Origin of the sequence: Rhizobium sp. Root1212, from assembly GCF_001424985.1 — a bacterium.
GTDB lineage: Bacteria > Pseudomonadota > Alphaproteobacteria > Rhizobiales > Rhizobiaceae > Pararhizobium.
In genome coordinates this window covers 142,663-165,612 of record NZ_LMDA01000028.1, presented here as the reverse complement: position 1 = coordinate 165,612, position 22,950 = coordinate 142,663, and the positions used below count along the sequence as shown (strand labels likewise).

Sequence of the window (22,950 nt, the reverse complement as noted above, 5' to 3'; positions counted from 1 at the left end):
CTGCAGAGGCAGAAGAACGATACTACGCCACGCTGGACGCACCAGCTATGGCCGCATAACTTAAACCAAACGGTCTCCGGCAAAGTCGGGGCGGTTCAATTGCGGCACGCCTTCGAAACCCGTCCAGCGCGCAACTGGCTTCTTCGTAAGCTTCGAGTAATTCGTTCAAAGTCGGCCGTTCTTTCACGGCTTCAAGCAGTGCATCCCGCTTCGCAGATTTAAGTTTCAGCAGAAGCCGCGTCAGCCCCGTTTGCGCCAGCTTTGTCATTCCTTGTGAGAACCCACTCATCTGCGGCGTTCCTTCGCGAACACGGATGGAGCTTTACATCAGACCGGTACGCTAGCAGTGATTGTATTGGCGTGGATGTAGGTTACCGTATCAGAACGAGTTCGACGCAGCTGGAATACCAAATGCCCAACCTATCCTAATAGGGAGGTTGTGCATCGCTTCCTTTGACATAAGCTTACCCACGGTTGCCAAAAGCCACGACAGAAGGCTAAGCTACTGCCACTGCCAAAGTTGTGTCAGCCATCGGGGGCGAAATGCCGGACGCACGAGGGGAAGAGGATATTGCTCATCGGCCGTCGGCCGGAGCGATATTACAGCAGTTGGATCGAATCCTCGCCGATCAACAGGCCGGCATCGGCGAGCGGTCCCGCGAGATGTTGCGCTATGTCGTGACCGAGACGCTGGAAGGCCGTTCGACGCATATAAAAGCCTATACCGTCGCGGTTGATGTCTTCCGGCGCACAAACTTCGATGCTCAAAACGATCCTGTGGTTCGCATCGAGGCTGCGAGACTGCGACGTGATCTTGAGCGCTACTACTTGATGGCAGGCCAGAATGATCCCGTCGTCATCACCATTCCCAAAGGCGGATATGTACCCACTTTCAGATTTGCCCAGGCAGTTGCGCCGCAGGAAGATGACGCAGACCCGCCCGTAGACAAAGGGACCAGTAATGCCGACATGCATAGAAGGACGTGGGGCATTATAGCAAAACGCCCGAAACGGATATTGTTGGCCGGAGTGGTGGTCGCTGCAGTGGCCGGATACGGCGGATTTTCCACGTTGACCGCGTCGGAGACAAGCAACGTCACCCCGGTCCGTCCCACCATTGCTGTCGAGCAGTTCAGAAACTCGAATGGCGATCTCGTCAACCCTCAAGCCGTGTCCGATTTGATCATCTCGAATTTGGTCAAGTTCAAAGAATTCAAAATTACCGACCAAGCCTCGGGAAGTCCCGCCGGTGAATCAATTTATGACGAGGCGCGCTATTCACTGCAAGGCAGTATTCGAGAAGAAGGTGAGCGTGTCCGTCTCGCAACAAGGCTTGTACGGCAATCCGATAAAGCCGTCCTCTGGGCAAACAACTACGACATCCACGTCGGTACCCAAGACATCCTGGAGGCCGAGACCGCGCTTGCCGGTGAAATCGCGACAGCGGTTGCACAGCCGTTTGGCGTCATGTTCGAAGGAAAGGTTAAACCTGACGGGGTCGGAGGGTGGCAGGCCTATGACTGTAGTCTTTCCTATTACAGCTATCGCCGTAGCATGACGGCGGAGGCGCTCGAAACGGCGCAGGCATGTTTGAAGTCCGCCACCAAGAATTCGCCTCGAGATGCTACATCGCTAGCACTCTTGTCGCTCACAAATCTCGATCAGGTTCGGTTCGCCTATAAATTCGACACCAAGCCCTTGCCCGAGAAACTCGACCTCGCATCACAGCAGGCCAAACAAGCGGTGAGTATCGATCACATGAACCCGCGCGCCCTGCAAGCGGTGATGCTGACAAGCTTCTTTCGGAACGATGTTACCGCTGCGCTCGAAGCGGGTGCCGCTGCCTATGAGTTAAACCCCAACGACACCGAGGTCGCTGGGGAATATGGCCTGCGCCTCTCTATGTCCGGGAAATGGGAAACAGGGTGTGATCTGGTATCAAAGGCCGCAAGCAAAGGTGCCGGACCGACGGGCTATTACGAAGTTGGCATGACACTGTGCGCACTCATGCGTAACGACCTGCAAGCAGCCGAACTTTGGTCCCGAATGTCCGACCTCGACTACAACCCCATGCATCGCATGGTGCTGGCGTCGATCCTGGGCGCTTCTGGCAAAACGGCACAAGCGAAAACGGAGATCGACTGGCTGAACCACCATGCCCCGGCTCTCATGTCTCACTTAGAGCACGAAATCTCGGTTCGACTTGTCCGACTGGAGGACCGTGAAAGGGTTTTTGCGGGGCTGCGTGCCGCTGGCGTTCTTATTGGCAAATCGCCCGCGCCTGCGACCAACTGATTTTCAGCTTAGAATGCGCGATGCGTGGCGGCTTCGCTTTTTGATCCATGTCTAAGCTATCGAACGCGACGGTCCGATAGAGGATCATCTGGCCGCCAACGTCTTCACAGGAACTGAGAGCTTCTATGCTCAACCATCGTTGATCAGGATGGTCGAGCCCGCAAAATCCACGGACTTGTGCCATGACTGGACGTCAGCAAAAGCCTAGACCCGACAAATATGGTCTGCCACAAATCTTTACGCGTTGGTGAACGCGCTGCGATCGCCAAAGTTGATGCTACCAACCCACATCAGGGGTCAAGTGCCCCCCGACCTCGTCCCTTATTATCGACGATAGGACTTTAGCAGCGGGAGATGGTTCCTTTTCGCTTCGCAGCAGCGACAGCTCCAGGCAGGGCAGCTTAGGAAGACCACCTTCGGAAGGGGTTATCGAAGCCACGGTGTCGGGCAGCCCGATCTTTGTGCGAACTGTAACGCCGAGACCAGCCTTCGCTGCGGCCCAGAGACTGGCCAGGCTCGATCCTACGAAGGCGATCCGCCAAGCAAGNATTCCAGCCATGATTGGAACTGCGGGACCTCGTCCCTTATTATCGACGAYAGGACTTTAGCAGCGGGAGATGGTTCYTTTTCGCTTCGCAGCAGCGACAGCTCCAGGCAGGGCAGCTTAGGAAGACCACTTGCGGACGGGGTTATCGAAGCCACGGTGTCGGGCAGCCCGATCTTTGTGCGAACTGTAACGCCGAGACCAGCCTTCGCTGCGGCCCAGAGACTGGCCAGGCTCGATCCTACGAAGGCGATCCGCCAAGCAAGATCTGCTTCSTCCAGCGCTTTCGTCGCAATGCTGCGCATCAGGCACGGATTGTCGAGCGCCAGAAGGGGAATGGGCTCGTGACCCCGGACGAGCTCCTCATAGTGCATMCCGCCGATCCAGCAGAGGGGGATGCTGGCGATCCGCTCYGAATTAGAGCTTCCGGAACCATCGCCCCAAGCCAGCGCCAGATCCAGCTTGCCCACTGCGACCTGCTCCAGCAGCTCGGCATTCCGCGTAACCCTGGCCTCGACCTTCACCCGAGGATTGGCCCTGGTGAACCGCCCAAGCACGTGCGGAAGCAGCGTTTCCCCGAAGTCCTCCTGCAAGCCTAGCCTGACCCATCCCTCAAGATGAACGTCCTTCATGGCCGCAACGGCTTCGTCGTTGAGGTCGAGAAGGCGCCGTGCATAGGCAAGCATGATTTCGCCTGCTTCCGTCAGGGCGAGCCCGCGCCCCGCCTTGCGGAAGACAGGCACGCCGGCCTGCTCCTCGAGCTTCTTCAGCTGGGCACTGACAGCAGAGGTGGAGCGGCCAAGGCGCGCGGCCGCCCTGGCAAAACTGCCGAGCTCCATGCCGGTGGAGAAGGTTCTCAGCACGTCCAGGTCTAGGTTCAGCTTCATCGACCATCCTGTTAATCGGGAGCATAAGTTCGAAATTATCTGATTTTTCGGACGATCATGGCATGTCAGATTACCGGCGTAAACAACGGCGAAGGTGAAGTGACATGCCCATGGTCAGTATCTACCTATTGAAGGGAAAGTCGGCAGAATACATTAAGGCCTTGGCGGATGGCATCCATTCTGCGCTTGTGGCGGAATATGATGTACCTCCCGATGACCGGTTCCAGCGCATCCATCAGCATGAGCCAGGCGAGATGATCTACGATCGCAGCTATCTAGCGGGGCCGCGAACTAAGGATTTTGTGCTCGTGGCGATAACGGCGGGAAGACCGAGAAGCACGGACATGCGGCGTGCCTTCTTTCAGCGGGCGGCTCTGGAACTCCAGTCGGCTCCTGGTATCGATCCGGCCAACCTGATGATCGTCATCAATACRACCGCTCCGGAGGAATGGTCCTTCGGAAATGGCCTGATGCAGATGGCCAGTTGGCCAACCACCGGAGCGGCGCAATGAACAGGCACAATCCCAAGACCATGACCTGCCGTAAGGCGGGCGAGGCGATGCCGTCCCCGGAAGGGATCAGCTCGGGCCGCTTCTGGTACGAGGATCTTCTGCCAGGCGGGGCTGATGGCGATCTCGCGGCCATTCGCGCCGACCTTCCGCCGGGTGTTGTCACGCACTGGCATTCTCATCCGCAGGGGCAGTTTCTTTACGTCCTCTCGGGCGTGGGGCTGGTGCAGGCAGGAGATGGACAGGTGCGGGAGGTCAGGGCCGGTGATGCCGTCTGGTTCGCGCCAGGAGAACGACACCGCCACGGCGCTCAGGAGAGCAGCATGTTCAGTTACATCTCCATCCAAGCCTGGCAGGACGGAAGGAACGTGGATTGGCTGGAAGAAACGGAGACTCGCTCATGATCGCGATGCAGTACTGCTTTACCCTCCCTGCGGATTACGACATGTCAATCATCGATCGCCGCGTTGCTGAGAACGGCCGAAAAATGGACGGCTTTCCCGATCTTGGGTTCAAGGCCTACCTCATTGCAAGGAAGGGAGAGCCGGGCAGTTCCGAAAACGCCTATGCGCCCTTTTATCTTTGGAAACGCCCGGAGGGCATGGAAGCATTCCTGACCGGACCAGGCTTCAAGGGGGTTGCTGCTGCCTTCGGATGGCCTGTTGTCGCAACATGGCTCGTATGGCAATCGCATATGGCGGCAGACATCGCTCTCGCCACGCATGCGATACAKCGCAGGACAGCAATTTCTTCCTATAGCGACCTTGCAGAGCTCAGACAGGCGAGTGCCGATCGGATGGCGCAGCGGGTTGAGCAGAAGGCTCTCACAACGGTTTCAGCCTTCGATCCGCAAACCTGGTCATTGGTGGAGTTTTCGCTCTGGAAGAACCCTGCTCCCGCTGAGCCCGGCGACCAAATCTTCCGGGTTGGACACGTCAGCACCTGACGACCATGTTCCGTTGATGGCTTCGGTCATTTCTTGGTTGAAGCGCCTTCGACGATCTCAAGCCGATCTCGGCAAGCTCTACGACTACNGCTGAGCCCGGCGACCAAATCTTCCGGGTTGGACACGTCAGCACCTGACGACCATGTTCCGTTGATGGCTTCGGTCATTTCTTGGTTGAAGCGCCTTCGCAGATCTGGAGTTCATCTGCGATGAAGCGCCACAGACCACCGATCGCGCCCCGCGAGAGATCGCCGGCGTCGGGAATGAAGATTCCGAATTCCACCGTTGGCGCCGGTGGCATCCCGTCTGCAATGCCGAGCACCTTCATTCTGTCCCGTTGGGTGCCAGCATCGAGCAGTACGGCGACGCCCAGTCCCGCCTCGACGGCGGATTGGATGGAGGAGAGCGAGGTGGTCGTGACAGCCCGTCTCCACGGCCTGCCGATCTCGTCGAGAGCCTTCATCATTTTGCCGTTCCAGGTACAGGGCGTATCAAAGAGGACCAAAGGCAGAGGCGTTTCCTTGCAAGCGCGGAAATCGCGCGATGCCACCCATTGCAGCGGCACCTGCCATCGGGAGACCGGCTTCATGCCTACTTCATCAGGGTCACCGATGACCACGTCGAGCAGGCCGAGCGCAAGTTTCTCCGAAAGAGCCCTGCTTCCGGCGATCGTCAGATCGAGAGAAACATCGGGATAGGATGCAGCAAAAAGCTCAAGAGCCTTCGGGAGCGATCCAACCGCAATGTCTTCTGTCATGCCGAAGCGGATCGGCCGGACATGCTGTTCCGAGAGTGCCCGGCGTGCGCTGCCGCTCAAACCCAGAATTGTTTGAGCATAGGGCAAGAGAACCTCGCCCGCTTCGGTCATGGTCATGCCTCGGCTGCTCCGCTTCAGCAGCTTCGCTTGAAGGTTCTCCTCAAGCCGGCGAAGTTGCATGCTGACAGCACCCTGCGTCCGCGCCAATCGCTGCGCGGCAGCACTGACGCTTCCACATTCAGCTGTCGCTACGAAGGCCCGAAGCAGACTCAAATCCAGATCATTCATATAAATTTCCCTTATATCAATCTCACAACTATCAGGGTTTCTGAATTCTAGCAGACTGGTATGATCGCGCAACAACCTACAGCGAGATTAGGATCATGACCGATACAGCGACCACATCACTTGCCAACGATAGCGCTTCCAAGCCTAAGCCATTGCGCAGTGGCTTTCCCGGCATCGTCCTCTGCGCCCTGTCAATGGTGAGCGTGCAGTGGGGAGCAGCCTTATCTGGCCCCGTCATGCTTGAACTCGGGACATTCGGCACAACATGGCTGCGGCTGTCCTTTGCAGCTCTGTTCCTGATGCTGTTGGCGCGGCCGCGCCTCCGCCGTTATTCCTTGCAGCGCTGGCTTTCCGCCGCGGCCCTCGGCTGTGCCATGGCGATCATGACCCTGTGTTTCTTTGCCTCCATACAGTACATTCCCCTGAGCCTTGCCGTGGCCATCGACTTCCTTGGGCCGCTCAGCGTTGCGGCGCTTTATGGCCGCGGGGTCTGGCGCATCATGTGCCCTTCACTTGCAGCCGTAGGCGTATTCTGCCTTTCCTGGAACGGTGAAGCCTGGGTGGGAAATGCCCCTGGTGTGCTTCTGGCAGGAGGCGCCGCCATCGGATGGGGTAGCTACATCATCTTGATGAAGCGCGTCGGTCAGCACTTTGCCGGCTTGGAAGGCTTGGCGCTCTCGCTGATGTTCGCGGCTTTGGCGGCGTTTCCCTTGGGTGCAGTCGAAGCCCTCAAAAACCTGTCACCTGATGGGGGAATCCGGGTCGCATTGCTGGCCATTATGGTTCCGCTGCTGCCTTACGCTCTCGAGTACTTCGCGCTCCAACGCATGAAGACCTTTTCCTTCGGCGTGCTGATGAGCCTCGAACCTGCCATTGGCGCTGCTATTGGGCTGCTGGTCCTGGGACAAGCTCTCGTGCCCCTCCAATTGCTTGGCGTTGTACTGGTCGTCGGAGCCAGCATCCTGGGAAGCATGCGGAAAACGTAACGAGGTGTTGAGCGTCAGGGGAAGCCTGGAGCCACTCGTTCAGCTCCATGTGTTCAGTTCTGCGCAGCCGAATTCCACCGTTGCGGCAGCCGAGCAAATATGACCACATTCCCGGCAAGTGTAAGCAGGAGCCCAGCTATGGCAAGCGGGGTAAAGTGATAGCCCTCATACAGGCTCGACAGCGTCAGCGCGACGACGGGAAAGAGCACCGTCGCGTAGGCTGCCTTCTGTGAACCGATGCGAGACACGAGCGTCAAGTAGGTAGTGAACCCAACCACTGACCCGATTACCGAGAGATAGAGCAGTGCTGCAAGATACCTGGCATCAGGAGGCAAAACGATCCTCGTACCGGTAATGCCCACAAGGACAAGCAATGCGATCGATCCATAGGTCATGCCCCAGGCGTTGGCCGTCAATGGTGTTATGCCTGAAGCGGTGTTGCGGCGAGAGGCCATGTTGCCGAAGGAAAAGAAGAGGGTGCCTAGTGCCGAAAGCGCGATGCCCTTCCAGCTTTCGCCTTTGATCCCGGTAAACACCTCTGGCCCGAAGAGCAGCGCTAGTCCGACGATCCCCATGGCTGCCGCAACGAGTGTGCGGGGTTTGATCCTCTCGCTGAAAAAGATCCTCGCGTTGATCGCGTTGTAGACGGTAGCGAGCGAGAAGACGACCGAGATCAGGCCAGACGGCACGTAGCGTGCCGAGTAATAAAAGCAGAGGAAATTGCAGCAGAAGAGCGAAAGCGCCTGAACAAGAATGAAAGGCTGCTGCCTCAGTGTCGGCACCTTCAGGCGGCCGGTGACGGTCAGCACGCAGACAAGTACGACGGCCGCAAGCGCAAACCGATAGAAGACCGAAAGCAGCACCGGCATCGGACCGATCTGCAGCGCTATCGCAATCCAGGTCGTACCCCAGATCAACACCGTGGACAGAAAGAGAATGAAATTCGTCATGGACTGGAGCCTCGCTTTCGAGAGGCGAGTAGCGCGAACACCAACCAGGGTTAGTGCACGATCTTGCGAAAATCACTTCCAGGCAGGTGGATACTGCCTGAACGAAGATGGCATTACCCAGCAGTCTGTTTAGAATGTAGCTGTCCTTCAAGAGGCGCTCATGTTGCATACAGCCACCGTCTTCAGCTCTCTTTCCGCCTCGGCTCGTGCCGAGCGTGTGAGTTCGCTTGACCTCGGGGAAGGCCGAGCGACTGCAATCTGGCGCAACAGTCATGATCGCATGCGGTACGAGCGAGCAGACGGACATACACTCAGCTGTTACCTGCGCGGCGGGGACGACACACGACTGATTGACCTTGGCGGCGTGACAGGTTGGCCCGGTGCGCTTTGTATCATGCCACAGGGTGCATCTTCTGAATGGGAAATCGGCAACAAGTTCGAATTCGTGCATCTGTATTTGGCTGACGAAGAGCTGCGCCGTCTCTTCTCGGAAACATTCGATCGCGATGCGCGGCTCATGCTGCTGCCAGAAGCAACCTTCGACCACGCCCCTGGACTGGCTCACTCTCTCGTTCAACTTGCCGCCGCGACGCGCGCCGGTAATCGCATGCTCGCCGAGCAGGCCATCGTCTTGGCTATTGAACAGCTTTTCACTGACCCGCGCCATGGTGGCGAACGGCGGCTGGTCCTGCGTGGTGGTCTGGCACCGGCGCTCCGGCGACGACTGGTCGATTATATCGAGGCAAATCTCGCCCAGCCGATAAGGCTAAGGGACCTTGCAGCTATCGCCGATTTGAGCGAATTCCATCTGCAGCGTATGTTTCAACAAACGTGCGGGGTGTCCCCATACGACTTCATCCTGAACCGCCGCATCGACCGGGCGCGGCGCATGCTCGCCGGCAACGAGCCAATCGCACAGATTGCCGCCGCCTGTGGGTTCAGCAGCCAAAGCCACCTGACACGCCTGTTCAAGGTGGCGACAGGTACGACACCCTTCGACTACCGCCGTACAGCATCGGCTGCCAGCTGAACTGGAAAGGCGCTGTTTCGTACCCGTTTATGCTTTTGGGCCAAGACTGAACCGGAAGCAGGAGAGGTTCTACGAGCAGCTATCGCGTGAAATCGGGCTGCCGAAGGAAGATGTCGCCGAAGTTTCAGCGACAACCCGCATCACGCCAACAGGCTGTAGAGCAGTTCAATCGTCCGAGGCTAGGCGCACGACCAGCGTGCCAAAGTTCCGCCCCTCAAGAAGGCCGATGAAGGCCTCCGGAGCGTTCTCAAGATCATCCACGATATCTTCCCTGTACCGCACCTTGCCGTCCCGGATCCAGGAGGACATCTCGCGGTAGAAGTCGGGCCGCTGATCGATAAACTCCCGCTGTATGAAACCACGAATATTCAAGCTCTTGCCGAGTACATCTCGCATGACGAGCGGGAGACGATCAGGGCCTGCATGTGCGCCTGTTGCGTCGTTGTACTGAGAGATCAGTCCGCAAACAGGTATCCGAGCGAATGGGTTTAGCAGAGGGAAAACAGCATTCCAGACGTGACCGCCTACGTTTTCAAAGTAGACGTCAATCCCTTCAGGGCATGCATTCTGCAACTGATCGGCGAAGTCTGGTGCCCTATGATCGACCACGGCGTCGAAGCCCAGCTCTTCTCGGACGAATCTGCATTTTGCTTCGCCTCCGGCAATGCCGACCGCTCGAGCTCCTTTCAGCCTTGCAATCTGTCCCACCGTCGCACCCACGGGACCGCTTGCCGCCGCTACAACAACGGTCTCTCCCTCTTTCGGGCGTCCGATCGTCAGAAGTCCGGCATAGGCGGTGAAGCCTGGCATACCAAGTATGCCAAGAGCAGTGGAAAGCGGCGCCTCCGCAGGATCAAGCTTCCGCAGGCCGGTGCCATCCGAAATCGCGTAGGACTGCCAGCCGGAGTGCGATAGAACGTAGTCACCATCAGCAAAGTCCGGGTGGCGGGACTTCAGTACTCTTGCAACCGTACCGCCTTCCATCACGGCACCTATGGCGACTGGCTCGGCATAGGACTTCGCCGCGCTCATCCTGCCGCGCATGTAGGGATCTAGCGACAGATAAAGGACTTGCAGGAGGAGCTGGCCCTCGCTGGGTTCAGGAACTTCGGCATGCCCGATCGCGAAATCAGCCGGTGTCGGAGCGCCGACCGGGCGCCGTGCCAGGGTGATGCGAAGGTTCTGCATTTACACTCTCCTTTTGCTCATCGCGATGCGGCTACCGACCGTACTACCATGGCTGCAAGCGTGAAAGACCAAGCTGAGCCAGTCGTTACTGCTTGTCACCTTTTTGAATTTTATGTCCTTGGACCGTTCCCAACTCCAAAGAGATAAAGGCAGCGCTATACCTGGTCACCTAATCGTCCTCGGCTAAAGGAGTGGCGCTTTGGGGGCAAGGTAAACGCCATAAAAGCATTGCAGTTTAATATGTCCTGGTGCGAAGTTAGAAGTAACCATCCGGCCAAGGCCGCGGACCTTATGATTTCGGCTCATCAGCGATGATGCGTTCGATCTTTTCCGGATCACATTGCTCGTCGAGAAGGAATTGGCGAACGCCGCCTTCCCAGGACCGCACGTCGGCGAGGAACTCCTGCAGGCTCTCGATGCCACGATCGGTGAAGGTTGTGATGCCCTTGTCGGTGGCGTCGTAGACATGGATCATCTCGCCGTAGTCGATGTTGTCGGAATTGCTGGCGATTTCTTCAAGCAACTCGAGGTTCTCGCCGATCAGCGTGGCGACGTAGTCGATCGTGTAGACATGCGTCGGGCGCGCCATCAGGCCGCCATCTGCCGGGCGCTTCCGGCGGGCCAGTTCCACGGCAACAGTTCCGGCAGCCGCGATACGGGAATGCCGGGCATGCGGGCGAGGACATCCGCCAGCCAGGCCTGCGGATCGATATCGTTCATCTTTGCCGTGACGATCAGGGAATACATGAAGGCAGCACGCTCGCCGCCGCGCTGGGAGCCGGTGAATAGCCACGCCTTTCTTCCAAGAGCGATCCCGCGCAGGGCGCGCTCGGCCGCATTGTTCGAGATGCAAAGCCTGCCATCATCGAGGAACCGCGTGAAGGCTTCCCACCGTCCGTCCTTCTCGAACATGTAGTTGATCGCTTTGGCGACGGGATTGTGCTTCGACATCTGAGAACGCTGGGCTATGAGCCAGTCGTGCAGTTCCTCGACGAGCGGACGCGCATACTGCCGCCTCGCTACCAGTCTCTCCTCGGAGGATTTCCCATTTATGCCCCGCTCGATCTCGAAGAGCGCGTCGATGCGGGCGACGGCCTCGAGCGCGACTGGCGATATCTCGTCGGCAGGTTTGCCCTTGCGCACATTGCCGGCAATATCGGCCAGTTCGAAGAACTTGCGGCGTGCATGGCTCCAGCAAAGCGCGCTCTTGACCGGTGCAGGACTGCGATCCAGACGATAAAGATCGTTGTAGCCGCCATAGGCATCGGCCTGCAGTATGCCATGCCATCCGGCAAGATGCGTGTTGGGATGGGTCTTCTCGCGATCGGGGGAAAAGTAGAAGAGTGCCGCAGGAGGCGCGCCGCCCGCGAAGGGACGATCATCACGAACGTACGTCCATAACCTTGCCTGCTTCGTTGCGCCCCTGGCCAGGAGCGGCACGGTCGTATCGTCGCCATGCAGCCGCTCGGCGGCCAGCACATGTGCGCGGATCAGATCATGGACCGGCTGCAGCGCCGTCGCGCAGGCACCAACCTGGTCGGCCAGCGTGGACAGGCTGAGACCGACGCCTTCCCTGGCGTAGCGCTCGGCCTGTCGGTTCAATGGCTGATGCTGGCCGAACTTCTCGAACAGGATCGTGGCGAGCAGGTTTGGTCCTGCCCATCCACGCGGAGTCGGATGGAAAGGTGCCGGTGGCTGGCTGATCCTCTCGCAGTCCCGGCAGGTGAACTTCTCGCGCACCGTCTGGATCACCTTCCAATGGCGGGGAATGATCTCCAGCGTCTCAGTGATGTCTTCGCCCATCTTCACGATCCGGTCCGAGCCGCAGCAGGTGCAGGTCGACGGAGCTTCTATAATCAAGCGCTCGCGCGGCAGGTGCGCGGGAAACGGCTTGCGGGCCGGCCGGCGGCGTTCGAAGGCCGAGACATTTGTGATCTTCGTTGCCACGCGTTCCGCCGCGATCTCGTCCTCGGTGGCATCGGCCTCAAGTTCTTCGAGCTGCAATTCCATCTGGTCGATCAGCCGGGCGCGGCGTTCGGAGCTCTGGCCATACTGCTCGCGGCGCATCTTAGCGATCTCGAGCTTGAGGTGCCGGATCATCGCCTCGGACGTCGTCACGACGGCGCGCACCTGCGCGAGATCGGCCTCGGCGGAGGTAGCACGCGCTTCTGATGCCGCTAGCGCGGCGCGCAATCTGGCTATCTCCGAAGCAGCATCATCCATAGCCGAAAGCTATCATGCACCATGCTGAAAGCCCAACAAAAACAGAGTAATGGAGTCGATTAACCTGCCTTCGAAGGCCGCTGCGTCCAGCGTGGATTGCGCCAGTCGATACCTTCTAGGAGATATCCCAACTGCGCCGCCGATACCGGCACAGCGGAGCCATTCTGGCTGACCGGCCAGATGAACTTTCCAGCTTCCAACCGCTTCAGGTAAAGCGACATGCCGATCCCGTCATGCCACAGGACCTTGATCAGATCACCCTTGCGACCCCGAAAGCAGAAGACCTCACCGCCATGAGGGTCACGGCCAAGGCCTTGCTGCACCTTCAGCGCCAGGCTGTTCATGCCGCAACGCATGTCCGTCACGCCACCCGCGATCCAGACCTTCACACCAGCCGGAAAGGCGATCATGACGCATCCAAAACCGGCAACAGCCGGGCGAGGATGATCGGATCAAGCGACGCCGGGATCGTCAACCGTCGACCGTTCGGCAGGCCGATCTCGATCCTTTTGTCATCTTCCGGCCGGGGCGGCGAGGCCTTCTCGCAAGATGCCGCCGCCGCCGGCGAAATCGACAGCGGCATGAAGCCAGGTGATGCCGAAGCGCTTAGAAGGCCGTTCCGGTATTCCCGACGCCAGGTCGTCAATAGAGATCGCGACAACCCATAACGTCGCGCCGTCGCCGAACCCTGCCGAAAGCCCTGCAGGCTTTCCTCGACGATCCGAACCTTCTCTTCGTCCGACCAATCCCGCCGACGACCAAGATCATCGGCGGACAAAACCTCAACGGGGGAAATCACTGTAGCGTATGACATAAGGCATGCACTTAAAGCCAATCAACACATCAGGGCAGACGGCCTTCGGCGGAGGCATACAGTTAGAAGTTGCTGTGAAGGTTTGCAGACATGCAAATTTACAGACGAACACTGCGCTGCAGCTAGTCGCGCCGACGCTTGGGCATACGGTCTTTCGCATTCATCTCAGCCATAGTGGTAGTGGCGGCAGTTGGCGGAAGCTGAGAACTAGCCAACTCCACGCGTTGGCCGCTTCGCGCCGTCATTCCCGTCATTCACGCCGCATGCGTCGGTTCTTTGAAGCCGTCAGTCCGCTTGAAGGGGACCATGATACCTGCCACCCCTTTGTCAAGTGGCAGTGCCGTCAGCCCAGGTACAAACCGACACCTAGGGCGATGATGACCGTCGCTCCGCATGCAGCCAAGCAAAGCGCGACGATTTCAAACCACTCGAGTCTCATTCCTCAATTATCGCGCAGGATTTGGCCGGCAGGCAATTGGACTTAGGGCCAACCTCGTCAGAAACGGCAGGGCTCACGGCATGGGCCGGCTGGGACCAAAGCGACCTTCCGTGGTCGGAAGCTAAGCACAAGGATCGCGTTTGCTACGCCGCCTTTGGCGACACGCTGTCGATGGAAGACGCCGCTGCCCTGATTGGCTTCATTGATCGCACCTGGCCTCGCGCCGCGGCGACGGAGGCCTACCATGACCGATAAGCTTTTGCCATGCCCGTTCTGCGGAAACGACACGCCTACGATTGTTCGCAGGGCTGGCGCGTTCGGCGTCAAATGCACCTGCGCCGGCAAGCGCTTCCTGCACACCTACGGCAAGACAGAGGAGGAGGCGATTGCCTCTTGGAACATGCGCCCCGAGGGGATTCCACCGGTTCAGCAACTGGCAGGTCAATCATGACCTACCAGTTGACGGGCTATTTTCCTTCAAGCCGAAGTGCCCGTAAGCGTTCGGTTTTTGCGAGTAGATTCCGCAAATCGGCAGCCGTCCTCGCAGACGAATACGCCTTGGCGCGCTCGAACTCGCCGCGCGGCGACGCGCCGCGAATCCTACTACCTTCAGCAGGGGGTGTCCTTGGAGCGGTTAATTGCGGGTTTGAAGTCGGCCTCATGCCTTGGAACGAGGTGTCACGCACCGCAATACCCAATCGATGGGCGCACGTTGCAGCGTATGACAGTGCCGCAAACCGTCTTTCAAAACTCTTTTCCAAGCAGTCACCGTTACCGGGCGGCACAACTACGAAGCAGGTGCCATCAAAGCGAACCTCTACGATATTTTCGGCGGCGCTCATTCAAAGCACTCGTTGCACACGTGAAACTCCGGTGCAATCGCGGACGAGGAAGCGAACGTACGACCACAGTGTACGCAAACTAAATCAGGTTCAGCAAGTTGAACCTCATCTGACGTCGAGAGGTCATTCCTATTGCGAAGGAGTTTCTCGGCCATATCAAGTCGCGATAGATAAGAATTCTTGGAAATCGAGCTCGGATTACTCATGTGCTCTCTCCGGTTGGCAGGCGGGAGCACGTCGTAACCCTCGGTCGCTGCCGCCTACACAATCGGTTGGCAGCGATGAGGATATAGTGCGCGCATTGCTGCGGAAGTGCAAGCAACCGTCTCTATTGGAATTGGCCCGCCTAGCCAGCACGGTATCGACGATAGCTGTAACGCCTTATTACTTCAGCGCTCTTGAGGGCGAGAACGGCACCAGCGTAACGATTTGGCCGTCTTCATTGACAATCTCGAAGACCTCATCGTCTGGCGAATCCCCATTGATCGCCTTCTCGACCAGCATTTCGCGGGCTGCCACCAAAGCGTCTGCCTTAGCCAAGGCTAACGTCGGGAAATCCAATCCGTCTTCATAAAGTTCCATAGAGGAACCTTTGCGAGCATGAAAATAATACTTGGCCATAGGTCTGGTAACCTCCGTGCGAATAATTACCGGCCTCTATTTTTGTTCCAGCGACCGTACCTGCCACCCCTTCCGAGGGCGGCAGCGGCCAGGTGTTCGATTTAAATCCAGCATCCCAGCTGCCGCCAGATTCGCGCCACAAGCGGTCATCCAACGACAAACAGCAAACGCGACCAAATCCATCAACACATCTAATTTTCCGGAAGGGTTGCGCACCATCCCTGCCCACATTGCGATCTCACCAATTCGCGAACCTTTTCCGCGCGACAGCCCTGATAGCCGCTTCGGCCGAACTCAATAGCGGCAAACTGCACGCATCCTCGACGTCCTGTCTGATGAGGCCCGCGTCTCGCAGTTGTCTGTCTGTGGCATCGCCCAACGTTTTCCGGATCGCTCGGCGGGCCCACCATTCGTAGACCATCAAACTTGCGCGATTGAAGCCGTTCAATAGGCAGGCACCGGAGAGATGTGCGTTCGTTTGGGTGTTTGATGGGACTGACATTGAAAGTTCCTGTGGTTGGGGTGAACTCGGATTCCACAGTCAGTTTCGCGCCAAGATCGTGAAACCAATAGAACACGAAATGAAGCGGACCACTTCAGTTTGAGAACTGGAAAAGTCGTCTCCATCGGCCTATTCTGCTCGGCGAGGAGGAATGGCGATGCCTCATCAGAAACCTTACGGGCTGCTGTGCCCTATTTCGCGCGCCTGCGAACTCCTTGAGCCGCGCTGGACCATCCAGATAATCACCGAGCTTTGGAACGGATCGACTCGCTTTAACGACATCCGCAAGGCCGTCGGGAACATCTCGTCAGCGCTGTTGTCGAAACGCTTGAAGGAATTGGAGGGACTTGGCCTCATCGAGCGCGTCGTTGATCGGGCGACAGGTGCAGTGGATTATCTCCGCACCGAAAAGGCCATCAAGCTCGAGCCGGCACTGCACGCCCTTGCTGAATGGGCTCAATGCAACATCGAGGCTGAAGTCTTTCTTTCCGCCGCCGACGTTTCCACCCTCATGTGGGCGGTGCGCCGCAAAATCGACGTGTCGGAGCTTCCGAAGCGGCGAACCGTCATCCGGTTCCAATTCAACGACGAACCTCGGCCCAAGAATTCCCAATACTGGCTTGTCTCGGAGCCCGGTGCTGCATTGCCGGAACTGTGCATTCACGACCCATCGCTAGAAATCGATCTTTTCATCGAGACGACTACTATCTCGCTGGGTGCCATTTTGAACGGCCGATCCACTGTGGATGACGAATGTGAAGCTGGGCGCTTCTTCCTAAGCGGTGACGCAAGCCTGACGCGCACAATTAATCGTTGGCTTCGCAAGTCGATGTACGCGACCTTCGACGGCATCCCGAAATTCATGCCTGAGGTAGAACCATTCGCAAGAGCGCTGCAACGAACTTAGGCATATTGTTGCCTGCAGAAGGATTGCCCACCTCGGGCATCACATTTCCAAGGGGGAGGAAAACAGGTGGACCCAAAGGTGGAAATTGGCCCGGCAGAGGCCGAGGACTTCCCTGCAGTCCGAGGCTTGTGCTACGGCTTTCTGGACTGGTGCCGTTCCAGGTACGGCGACAACGCCTGGTTCGTCGATCACTACTACACGCCGGAAAAATGGGCCGCGGTGCTTGAGAGCTTACCAACGCTGCATTCAGCGCCAGATGGAGCGGCTCTTGTCGCCCGGCTGGACGGGAAAGTGGTCGGTTGCGTCATGATGCAGCGCATCGACGAAAACACCTGCGAGATGAAGCGGATGTTCGTCGGCCCAGAGGGTCGCGGCATAGGGCTCGGCCGCCGCCTCGCCGAGAGTATCATTCGCGTAGCGAGCGAACGAGGCTACATAACCATCCAGCTAGACACCGGACGCAACCACGATGAAGCGCTGAGCCTTTACCGCTCGCTCGGTTTCCAGGAGATCGCGCCCTATTATGAAGCTCCGCCGGAATTGAAGAAACATTTGATCTTCATGCGGGCAAGTTTGGTCAAATAGCGTCGTCGATCATCGTTTCGCCGTTTGCCAGCTCGTTTGCGTCCACGCGCAGGACGTGATGACCGCGATGGGCCAACTCTGACCGCCAGCGTCCACTGGGGGGGGGGGGCGGCTTCCTCGGTTCACATTGCCAATAGCGGACAGCTCGGAAGCGTCCCCAATCCAGCCGTTGCAGCCCTTCAGCATACGGCGTCATCTTCGACAGCGGCACAGTGTAATTCTGCTGCGATGGTTATGTCCGTGATCGTCTCGCGGCGTCCCCAGGCGCACTGACAAGAGATATCCCAGACCGCATCCATAGCTTCACCGATCGTCTCAACCATGATCCAATTATAATAGAACAGAAAGTGAACATAAATCACGCGCAAAAACAAAAAAGCCCCTCTCCCAGTGAAGGAAGAGGGGCTGGATGGCTACTTCGGCAAGGGCATAATCGCCTTGACTGCCTCGCCTGCGAGGCTGGTGACGTTCACGTTGTCCATGTCGTCGTCTCGGAAGCGACGGAAAGCACCAACAAGGACAACGATAGTAACCGCCGTAATAGATGTGATAGGTGCCAAAAACATCACAATCGCAAGTGACTGAGGGACAACAATCCATGGCCCCCAGAAATAACTGTGCACCGCATGCCACACTGTAGCAGCCATGAAGAGCATGGTGACCACTGCAACTCCAAACGCGGTATAGCGCATCCTTATGCGCTGCCTTACCTAACTAATCAGTAGACCTCTGTGAGTAGACTCGTCGCTTAAGCGTGCGCTATCTGCCTCTAACTCCAGTCGAGAGATCCGCCGCTCCAGTTCAGACAGAGCGTCGCTCGTTAGATTTGGATCATCCGTCGGTGGAGGAATCGGCTTATCAACCATCTGCAGCTTGGCGCCGTTTCATCTCGTAATGCGGACGTATCAGTTCATCCGGTATCGGGGCAAAATACCCCCACCTACGTGTCGCCTGATCCCAGGGCCCATCAGGTTCGTGCGTCATATCGGACAATTGCATAGCCGAAAGGCGGCCATAGCCATTGTAAATCTGTTCGAGCAGGTCATGGTCGTTTGCGGGCATCGGAACCGAATTCACCGGCACAGGCTGGCTTGCATTGATACCCTGCTGACGAAACGCGTTGTACACATCAGGAATCACCGGGCCGTATTTCCACGCCTCGATCTTGTTGATTATCAACGGGGATCGACGCATTTCCAGATGCCACCCATGCGCGATATAGACTAATTTCAAAAGCTGCATGATCGACAGGGAACGGCCGTCTCTTGCGGCGCGTGTGACAAACCAGTTGGCGATCTGACGCGCGTCGTACATATTGCCCTCCTGTCCGTTCGCGGTTGATTCTCTACGGTGTATATAGGTACGCTTACCACGATTATCCAAAGAATGTCTTCAACAGTCGTAACGTTCCACGTCCTGCATTATCCCACCCTCGCCCGCGGCTTCGCCTGATTTTCAACGATGCGATCGACGCGAATGGTCATGTGATCGACGGCCGTCTTGACGCCGTGGATAGCTTCCATGATTTGCTCGGTCGTCTCGCGCATACCCTGCTTGGTGATATAGGTTTCGGCGACGTGGAGGCGGTGGGCTGCGAGCTCTCGAGCGACTGCGTCTGTGTCCGCGCGTGCCGCTGTGAGCTTTCCGTCTAAGTACTTCCAGACGCCGAACAACGTACCGAATACAGCCATCCCAAAGCCGACAACGGCCATGATCTCCGCGCCGGTCATGCGAACGCCCCGATGCCGATAGCGAGATTGACAAGGCGCCATTTCACCAAATGCTTCACTGTTCCGATGCTCATGGACGCACCCCGCACAGCTTCGCGAGCTTTTCGTTTTCGGCGAGGATCTGCCGCTTTGTTTCGGATGTGAGAGAATCGGCAACGGATGGCCGGATGGCGCGTGCGACGTCGCAATAGTTACCGCTTGCCGTCGCGCAGCCAGCGAGCGAGACGAGCATCAACGCCGTCATCGCCAAGAGCGTTGATTTCATTTTCGACTTCTTTCGATTGTTTACGTACGGCGGCATTAGCCTTCTCGGCGGCCCGCGCAGCATCAGCCTTGCCGTCTGAACGGCCATAGAGGAATGCGCCCGCAATGACTGCGAGCGCGATGCCTGCGGCGGCGAGGTAGCCTTTGACCTTAAGCCATAACCACATCACACCGCCGCCTCCTTGCCGCGCCAGGTATTCCAGCGGCGCTGGATCAGGTCACGGTTGCGATAGGCGACGTAGCCAACCGCGGCCACCGCGACGCCAACGGCGATCCAACCCCACGGTAAGCCTGCCGCGAACGCAAGCAGCCCGGAACTGGCCGCACTGCCGACGCCCTTGGTGACGACTTCGCGCACGGCCGCAGCATCGCGGCGGAGCTGGGACAGGGTCGCCGGCCCGAGGATCCCGTCTGCAACGAGATGCGGGTGTGCTTTCTGGTAGGCGATCAGAGCATCCTTGGTCTTCTCTCCCATCCAGCCGTCGATCGCACCGGGGTTGAACCCCTTGGACGTCAGGATTTCCTGCGCTTCCTTGACAATCGGGTCCGACTTGGTCGGCTCGGCGGAAGCGGTGCGAGGTGCGCCGTCCCCCTTAGCAGTGGTCGGGTAGATGCCAAGTGAAAAGAGGTTTGCTTCTTCCGAGCGGCGGCGAACCAGCCCAGGCAGGCGCTTGCCGGCCGCGGTGTTATAGTGCGACCCCAGATAGGCTGCGGCAGCCTTGATCTTGCCGGCTCTCCACAGTTTCGCCCACTGCCAATCCATGGCGCCGACGCCAAGGTTGTAAGTGGCACTGACCGCCGCATCCATCTGATGCTGTTTTCGGTCGCTTGGGCTGCCAGCGACCACCGCCGGCTCAAACTCCGCAGCAAGGACTTCCGACAGAATCTCGTCCGACTGTGCTGCAGTGATTTTAGTTTTACCTGGTGTTAGCGCCGTGATGCCCCGGCGAGCCAAGGCGGCACGCACCGCTTTGCTCCGCATCGTAAACCCAGTGCCGATCGTTGGCACTTTCACGGGATCGAGATAGCACGTAAGCGGGTTTCCCTCATGCCCACGCACGAAGTCCCGCCCACGCGATGACGTGGTGGTGATGGTCATTTAATTGTCCTTGAAAGACGCTCACCGGGCGACGGGAAGGGTTTCCCGCGCCATGGTGGTGCTCCTAGATTTTTGCTACCCTACGTGAGGCGCAGATCGCCGTGCGTTTCGATGAAGTGCATGAAGGTCAGTGAGGTGCTGGTGGACGCGACCGGTGTCGCCACCAGATCGTCACCGACGATCGAGAACGTGAAGGATGGGTGCGATGTGCCGCCGCCGGCCGTCAGGCCCTGGGAGTTCAGCACCGCCACTGTCGGCGTTGCGCCGCTGTTCGGCTTGGAAATTGCCAACTCGTAGCGAGCGTTGTTCGCCGAGTTGAGGTCGGACTGGCGCGACAACACCGTGATTTTTCCCATGTAGGTCGTGGTGTTGCTGGCCTGATTCTTCAGCGACCCCAGCGTCACCGATGCTCCAGCCAGAGTTTTCACCGAATACCCCGACTGCAGGCGGCGGGCGATGTAGTCGTCGACGATCGTGCCGAAATCGTTGAGGTCGATATTCTGCAGGCCCTTGACCACGGTGAAGGGGGAGCCAGAGGTGTTCGGGCACAAGGCTTTGTTTAGCCGGGCGATCGAACCAAGGTTTTCCGCAGCGGCAGTGAAGACGATGCCCTTGGCGCCCGACACGGCGGAACGCAAGTCGCACAGTTCGACGATGCAGCGCGAGTTATCGACATAGATGCCCGCAGTACCGAACTCCTTCGCATTAACTGCGATGACCGTTACGTCAGCGTTCACCTGTAGGGCATTGGTCGGGCTGATGTCGCCCGTCGCATCCCGGATTGAGTTGACCGTGCCGGCAACAATGCTGATGGCGCGGCTTTTCGCGCCGGTAATGTCAGCCCCAAGGATCGAGACGCCATGTGCGCCATAGACGCCAATACCATGCGAGCCCGAAGTCGGGTTTCGCTCGATAATGCCCTGCGCGCAAAGGGTAATCCCCTCGTGATATCCGCCTGACGACGCCGCGATAATCACGACGCCTGTGCTCGTGCCGCCGGCCGCAGTGTCGCCTGTTGCAATCTGCGTCGGCAACACGGTAATCCCGCGGAGCACGCCACATCGATAAAGACGATGCGTTCCCGATGGGGCGGAAAGCGTGAGATAGGTTCCAGCCATCGCGTCTTCACGCGTGGCCGCCAAGCGGATGCGCCCACTGTCGACCCTGATGACGAAGTAATAGGCGGCTCGCGACGCCAGGTTCGTTATGGCCGTGTTGCCATTGCGGTCATAGATTACCGGATCGCCAGTCGAGAGACCGTGCGACGTCAGGGAGATGATGTCGGAGGCAACATTGGAACTGGTGAAATCGTATTTCCCAAGCGCGTACGGCTCCAGGCCGACGACTTCCCGGTGGCAGTTCTTCGCGGACAGCACTTGCATTTCGCCGCCATCGACATTGCCGTACTGAATACCGAAGTTCGCGGCCTGCTCAAGATGTGCATACACGTAGCAATTCTTCGAGGGGCGGTTTTCAGGGTAGAACGCCGAGACCCCAATGGCGCCGCCGAGTGCTCCGCTAACGGCACGCACTGCAACATCGAGAAACAGGCCGTCGATATTATCCAGCAGCAAGCCGTGCTCGGGATTTGCGCCACACCTCCAGAACGTCAGCCCGCGGATCGAGACATTCTTGATTTGCGACCCACTCGTCGGAGCCTTGACAATGCGCTTACTCGATGTGGCAAAATCCGCGAAGATGATGGGCGTATATCCATCGTCGCCCATCCAGTTCATATTATCATGAATGACGATTTCCGCCGTCGTTCGATACTGAGCCCCGGTTTTGAACTGGACCGCATAGCCCAGCAGCCCCATGGTGCGGGCCAATGCAAAGGCGTTGGCATTGTCCGTCCCGGCAGCAGTCGAATAGTTTCCATCGCCGACACCGCCGAGAGCTTCGAACGAAACCACCCTTAACAGGTTACCGACGGCCACTTTGAAGACCAGCACGCCGCCTTCCTTTCGATAGCGCGTGCTGGCTCCGCCTTTAGTCTCATCGGTAAATACTTCGACGATCTGGTTAGCCGGCAACCCCGACACGGCGGCGTCCGCGAGTGCCTTGGTGTCATAAAAAACCACCGGCCCCGACGCCTGCGCTGCCGCCTGAGATACAGCTTGAGACGCAGCGGCCGACATTTCGGACAGCCTGGAATTTGTCGCGCTCGTGGCCGCCGATGACGCAGACCCTGCAGCCGCCACCCGAAAGCCGTCGGCGTCTTCGGCGGCGTCCTGGGCAACGTCCGCAGGCAGATCGGCAATCTTTACCGGCGAAGACCCAAGTTTGTAGACGCCCCTGTAGGCAAGATTATCGTCCTGCGTCACCTGCCCAAGATCGGCGCTCGTAAAACCTCCGGCCGCCGCAAATAGCTCGGCGCGAGTTGCCCGGACCAGAACGGTTTGCGAAGCTACCGACATCCCGGACAACGTATTTTCGAGGCCTGTACCCCAAGAGCGTGCCTCTGATTTTTCAGGTCTATTAGGCGTGCCAGTAGGCCCGTCGCGCCAAACCTGGCGTGCAGTTACCATTGAGGTCTCCAAATGT

Annotated in this window: 24 protein-coding genes; 9 read left to right on the top strand and 15 right to left on the bottom strand. The window is 58.3% G+C overall.

The window, feature by feature from the left end; all coding sequences use genetic code 11:
- Positions 1-543 precede the first annotated feature (543 nt).
- Entirely contained in the window at positions 544-2,295 is a 1,752-nt protein-coding gene (locus ASC86_RS24875; RefSeq protein WP_244477694.1) for a hypothetical protein, read from the top strand.
- Between the two features lie 548 nt (positions 2,296-2,843).
- Here the strand turns inward: ASC86_RS24875 and ASC86_RS24870 are convergent.
- A partial coding sequence (locus ASC86_RS24870; protein WP_156387198.1) for a LysR substrate-binding domain-containing protein occupies positions 2,844-3,726 on the bottom strand: 883 nt, incomplete at its 3' end.
- A gap of 104 nt (positions 3,727-3,830) precedes the next feature.
- Between ASC86_RS24870 and ASC86_RS24865 the strand changes: the two genes are divergently transcribed.
- Genes ASC86_RS24865 through ASC86_RS24855 form a run of 3 tightly spaced genes read left to right on the top strand, consistent with a single transcriptional unit; the run spans position 3,831 to position 5,181 of the window.
- Complete coding sequence (locus tag ASC86_RS24865; protein WP_056327528.1) at positions 3,831-4,238, top strand: tautomerase family protein; 408 nt, start codon at positions 3,831-3,833, stop codon at positions 4,236-4,238.
- On the top strand, positions 4,235-4,639 hold the full coding sequence (locus ASC86_RS24860) for a cupin domain-containing protein (protein ID WP_056327526.1): 405 nt from the start codon (positions 4,235-4,237) through the stop codon (positions 4,637-4,639). Before ASC86_RS24865 ends, ASC86_RS24860 begins: the two co-directional genes overlap by 4 nt.
- A complete protein-coding gene (locus ASC86_RS24855) occupies positions 4,636-5,181 on the top strand; it encodes a DUF4865 family protein (RefSeq protein WP_056327524.1) in 546 nt (181 codons plus the stop codon). Before ASC86_RS24860 ends, ASC86_RS24855 begins: the two co-directional genes overlap by 4 nt.
- 163 nt (positions 5,182-5,344) lie before the next feature.
- Here ASC86_RS24855 and ASC86_RS24850 read toward each other — a convergent pair whose 3' ends face one another.
- Positions 5,345-6,226: a LysR substrate-binding domain-containing protein gene (locus ASC86_RS24850; RefSeq protein ID WP_056327521.1), complete on the bottom strand. Its 882-nt coding sequence runs from the start codon at positions 6,224-6,226 to the stop codon at positions 5,345-5,347.
- A 95-nt stretch (positions 6,227-6,321) separates the two neighbouring features.
- Here ASC86_RS24850 and ASC86_RS24845 point away from each other — a divergent pair, with 95 nt between their 5' ends.
- A complete protein-coding gene (locus ASC86_RS24845) occupies positions 6,322-7,212 on the top strand; it encodes an EamA family transporter (protein WP_056327518.1) in 891 nt (296 codons plus the stop codon).
- Positions 7,213-7,265: 53 nt separating this feature from the next.
- Here the strand turns inward: ASC86_RS24845 and ASC86_RS24840 are convergent, their stop codons facing one another.
- Entirely contained in the window at positions 7,266-8,162 is an 897-nt protein-coding gene (locus ASC86_RS24840) for an EamA family transporter (protein ID WP_056327516.1), read from the bottom strand.
- Positions 8,163-8,442: 280 nt separating this feature from the next.
- Here ASC86_RS24840 and ASC86_RS24835 point away from each other — a divergent pair, with 280 nt between their 5' ends.
- Positions 8,443-9,192 carry an AraC family transcriptional regulator gene (locus ASC86_RS24835; RefSeq protein WP_056327514.1) on the top strand — a complete coding sequence of 250 codons (750 nt, stop codon included), beginning with the start codon at positions 8,443-8,445 and terminating at the stop codon, positions 9,190-9,192.
- A gap of 165 nt (positions 9,193-9,357) precedes the next feature.
- On the opposite strand, the gene ASC86_RS24830 is transcribed toward ASC86_RS24835, so the two are convergent.
- The 5 genes from ASC86_RS24830 to ASC86_RS25455 all read right to left on the bottom strand — a co-directional run bounded on the left by ASC86_RS24830 (position 9,358) and on the right by ASC86_RS25455 (position 13,381).
- On the bottom strand, positions 9,358-10,380 hold the full coding sequence (locus ASC86_RS24830; protein WP_056327512.1) for an NADP-dependent oxidoreductase: 1,023 nt from the start codon (positions 10,378-10,380) through the stop codon (positions 9,358-9,360).
- 289 nt (positions 10,381-10,669) lie between these two features.
- Positions 10,670-10,969 (bottom strand): hypothetical protein, encoded by a 300-nt coding sequence (locus ASC86_RS24825; RefSeq protein ID WP_056327548.1) that lies wholly within the window; start codon positions 10,967-10,969, stop codon positions 10,670-10,672.
- Positions 10,969-12,603 carry an IS66 family transposase gene (locus ASC86_RS24820; protein WP_056327510.1) on the bottom strand — a complete coding sequence of 545 codons (1,635 nt, stop codon included), beginning with the start codon at positions 12,601-12,603 and terminating at the stop codon, positions 10,969-10,971. Before ASC86_RS24820 ends, ASC86_RS24825 begins: the two co-directional genes overlap by 1 nt.
- 59 nt (positions 12,604-12,662) lie before the next feature.
- On the bottom strand, positions 12,663-13,013 hold the full coding sequence (tnpB, locus tag ASC86_RS24815) for an IS66 family insertion sequence element accessory protein TnpB (RefSeq protein WP_027990597.1): 351 nt from the start codon (positions 13,011-13,013) through the stop codon (positions 12,663-12,665).
- The gene (locus ASC86_RS25455) at positions 13,010-13,381 is read right to left on the bottom strand and encodes a transposase (protein WP_244477693.1); all 372 of its coding nucleotides are present in this window, start codon (positions 13,379-13,381) and stop codon (positions 13,010-13,012) included. Before ASC86_RS25455 ends, tnpB begins: the two co-directional genes overlap by 4 nt.
- Before the next feature lie 719 nt (positions 13,382-14,100).
- Here ASC86_RS25455 and ASC86_RS24805 point away from each other — a divergent pair.
- Positions 14,101-14,307 carry a Lar family restriction alleviation protein gene (locus ASC86_RS24805; RefSeq protein ID WP_056327508.1) on the top strand — a complete coding sequence of 69 codons (207 nt, stop codon included), beginning with the start codon at positions 14,101-14,103 and terminating at the stop codon, positions 14,305-14,307.
- A gap of 775 nt (positions 14,308-15,082) precedes the next feature.
- Here the strand turns inward: ASC86_RS24805 and ASC86_RS24800 are convergent.
- Positions 15,083-15,319, bottom strand: coding sequence for a hypothetical protein (locus ASC86_RS24800; protein WP_056327506.1), 237 nt, complete (start codon positions 15,317-15,319; stop codon positions 15,083-15,085).
- 659 nt (positions 15,320-15,978) lie between these two features.
- Between ASC86_RS24800 and ASC86_RS24790 the strand changes: the two genes are divergently transcribed.
- Both ASC86_RS24790 and ASC86_RS24785 read left to right on the top strand, forming a co-directional pair.
- A complete protein-coding gene (locus tag ASC86_RS24790) occupies positions 15,979-16,728 on the top strand; it encodes a helix-turn-helix domain-containing protein (RefSeq protein ID WP_082510465.1) in 750 nt (249 codons plus the stop codon).
- Positions 16,729-16,794: 66 nt separating this feature from the next.
- The gene (locus ASC86_RS24785) at positions 16,795-17,313 is read left to right on the top strand and encodes a GNAT family N-acetyltransferase (RefSeq protein ID WP_056327501.1); all 519 of its coding nucleotides are present in this window, start codon (positions 16,795-16,797) and stop codon (positions 17,311-17,313) included.
- A 413-nt stretch (positions 17,314-17,726) separates the two neighbouring features.
- On the opposite strand, the gene ASC86_RS24775 is transcribed toward ASC86_RS24785, so the two are convergent.
- The 6 genes from ASC86_RS24775 to ASC86_RS24750 all read right to left on the bottom strand — a co-directional run bounded on the left by ASC86_RS24775 (position 17,727) and on the right by ASC86_RS24750 (position 22,934).
- A complete protein-coding gene (locus ASC86_RS24775; protein WP_156387191.1) occupies positions 17,727-17,978 on the bottom strand; it encodes a hypothetical protein in 252 nt (83 codons plus the stop codon).
- A gap of 193 nt (positions 17,979-18,171) precedes the next feature.
- Positions 18,172-18,627, bottom strand: coding sequence for a type II toxin-antitoxin system antitoxin SocA domain-containing protein (locus ASC86_RS24770; protein ID WP_056327495.1), 456 nt, complete (start codon positions 18,625-18,627; stop codon positions 18,172-18,174).
- A gap of 107 nt (positions 18,628-18,734) precedes the next feature.
- Complete coding sequence (locus ASC86_RS24765) at positions 18,735-19,043, bottom strand: hypothetical protein (protein ID WP_056327492.1); 309 nt, start codon at positions 19,041-19,043, stop codon at positions 18,735-18,737.
- 191 nt (positions 19,044-19,234) lie between these two features.
- Entirely contained in the window at positions 19,235-19,474 is a 240-nt protein-coding gene (locus tag ASC86_RS24760; protein WP_082510463.1) for a hypothetical protein, read from the bottom strand.
- Positions 19,474-20,406, bottom strand: a complete 933-nt coding sequence (locus tag ASC86_RS24755; protein ID WP_056327488.1) for a peptidoglycan-binding protein — start codon at positions 20,404-20,406, stop codon at positions 19,474-19,476. Before ASC86_RS24755 ends, ASC86_RS24760 begins: the two co-directional genes overlap by 1 nt.
- Positions 20,407-20,486: 80 nt before the next feature.
- Positions 20,487-22,934 (bottom strand): hypothetical protein, encoded by a 2,448-nt coding sequence (locus ASC86_RS24750; RefSeq protein WP_156387190.1) that lies wholly within the window; start codon positions 22,932-22,934, stop codon positions 20,487-20,489.
- Positions 22,935-22,950: the final 16 nt, after the last annotated feature.

Bases quoted from the DNA above. Each gene is read 5' to 3' on its own strand.
- ASC86_RS24875 (WP_244477694.1), top strand. From the start codon at position 544: ATGCCGGACGCACGAGGGGAAGAGGATATTGCTCATCGGCCGTCGGCC.
- ASC86_RS24860 (WP_056327526.1), top strand. From the start codon at position 4,235: ATGAACAGGCACAATCCCAAGACCATGACCTGCCGTAAGGCGGGCGAG.
- ASC86_RS24850 (WP_056327521.1), bottom strand. From the start codon at position 6,226: ATGAATGATCTGGATTTGAGTCTGCTTCGGGCCTTCGTAGCGACAGCT.
- ASC86_RS24845 (WP_056327518.1), top strand. From the start codon at position 6,322: ATGACCGATACAGCGACCACATCACTTGCCAACGATAGCGCTTCCAAG.
- ASC86_RS24840 (WP_056327516.1), bottom strand. From the start codon at position 8,162: ATGACGAATTTCATTCTCTTTCTGTCCACGGTGTTGATCTGGGGTACG.
- ASC86_RS24835 (WP_056327514.1), top strand. From the start codon at position 8,443: ATGCGGTACGAGCGAGCAGACGGACATACACTCAGCTGTTACCTGCGC.
- ASC86_RS24830 (WP_056327512.1), bottom strand. From the start codon at position 10,380: ATGCAGAACCTTCGCATCACCCTGGCACGGCGCCCGGTCGGCGCTCCG.
- ASC86_RS24825 (WP_056327548.1), bottom strand. From the start codon at position 10,969: ATGGCGCGCCCGACGCATGTCTACACGATCGACTACGTCGCCACGCTG.
- ASC86_RS24820 (WP_056327510.1), bottom strand. From the start codon at position 12,603: ATGGATGATGCTGCTTCGGAGATAGCCAGATTGCGCGCCGCGCTAGCG.
- tnpB (WP_027990597.1), bottom strand. From the start codon at position 13,013: ATGATCGCCTTTCCGGCTGGTGTGAAGGTCTGGATCGCGGGTGGCGTG.
- ASC86_RS24805 (WP_056327508.1), top strand. From the start codon at position 14,101: ATGACCGATAAGCTTTTGCCATGCCCGTTCTGCGGAAACGACACGCCT.
- ASC86_RS24800 (WP_056327506.1), bottom strand. From the start codon at position 15,319: ATGGCCAAGTATTATTTTCATGCTCGCAAAGGTTCCTCTATGGAACTT.
- ASC86_RS24790 (WP_082510465.1), top strand. From the start codon at position 15,979: ATGCCTCATCAGAAACCTTACGGGCTGCTGTGCCCTATTTCGCGCGCC.
- ASC86_RS24770 (WP_056327495.1), bottom strand. From the start codon at position 18,627: ATGTACGACGCGCGTCAGATCGCCAACTGGTTTGTCACACGCGCCGCA.
- ASC86_RS24765 (WP_056327492.1), bottom strand. From the start codon at position 19,043: ATGACCGGCGCGGAGATCATGGCCGTTGTCGGCTTTGGGATGGCTGTA.
- ASC86_RS24760 (WP_082510463.1), bottom strand. From the start codon at position 19,474: ATGTGGTTATGGCTTAAGGTCAAAGGCTACCTCGCCGCCGCAGGCATC.
- ASC86_RS24755 (WP_056327488.1), bottom strand. From the start codon at position 20,406: ATGACCATCACCACCACGTCATCGCGTGGGCGGGACTTCGTGCGTGGG.
- ASC86_RS24750 (WP_156387190.1), bottom strand. From the start codon at position 22,934: ATGGTAACTGCACGCCAGGTTTGGCGCGACGGGCCTACTGGCACGCCT.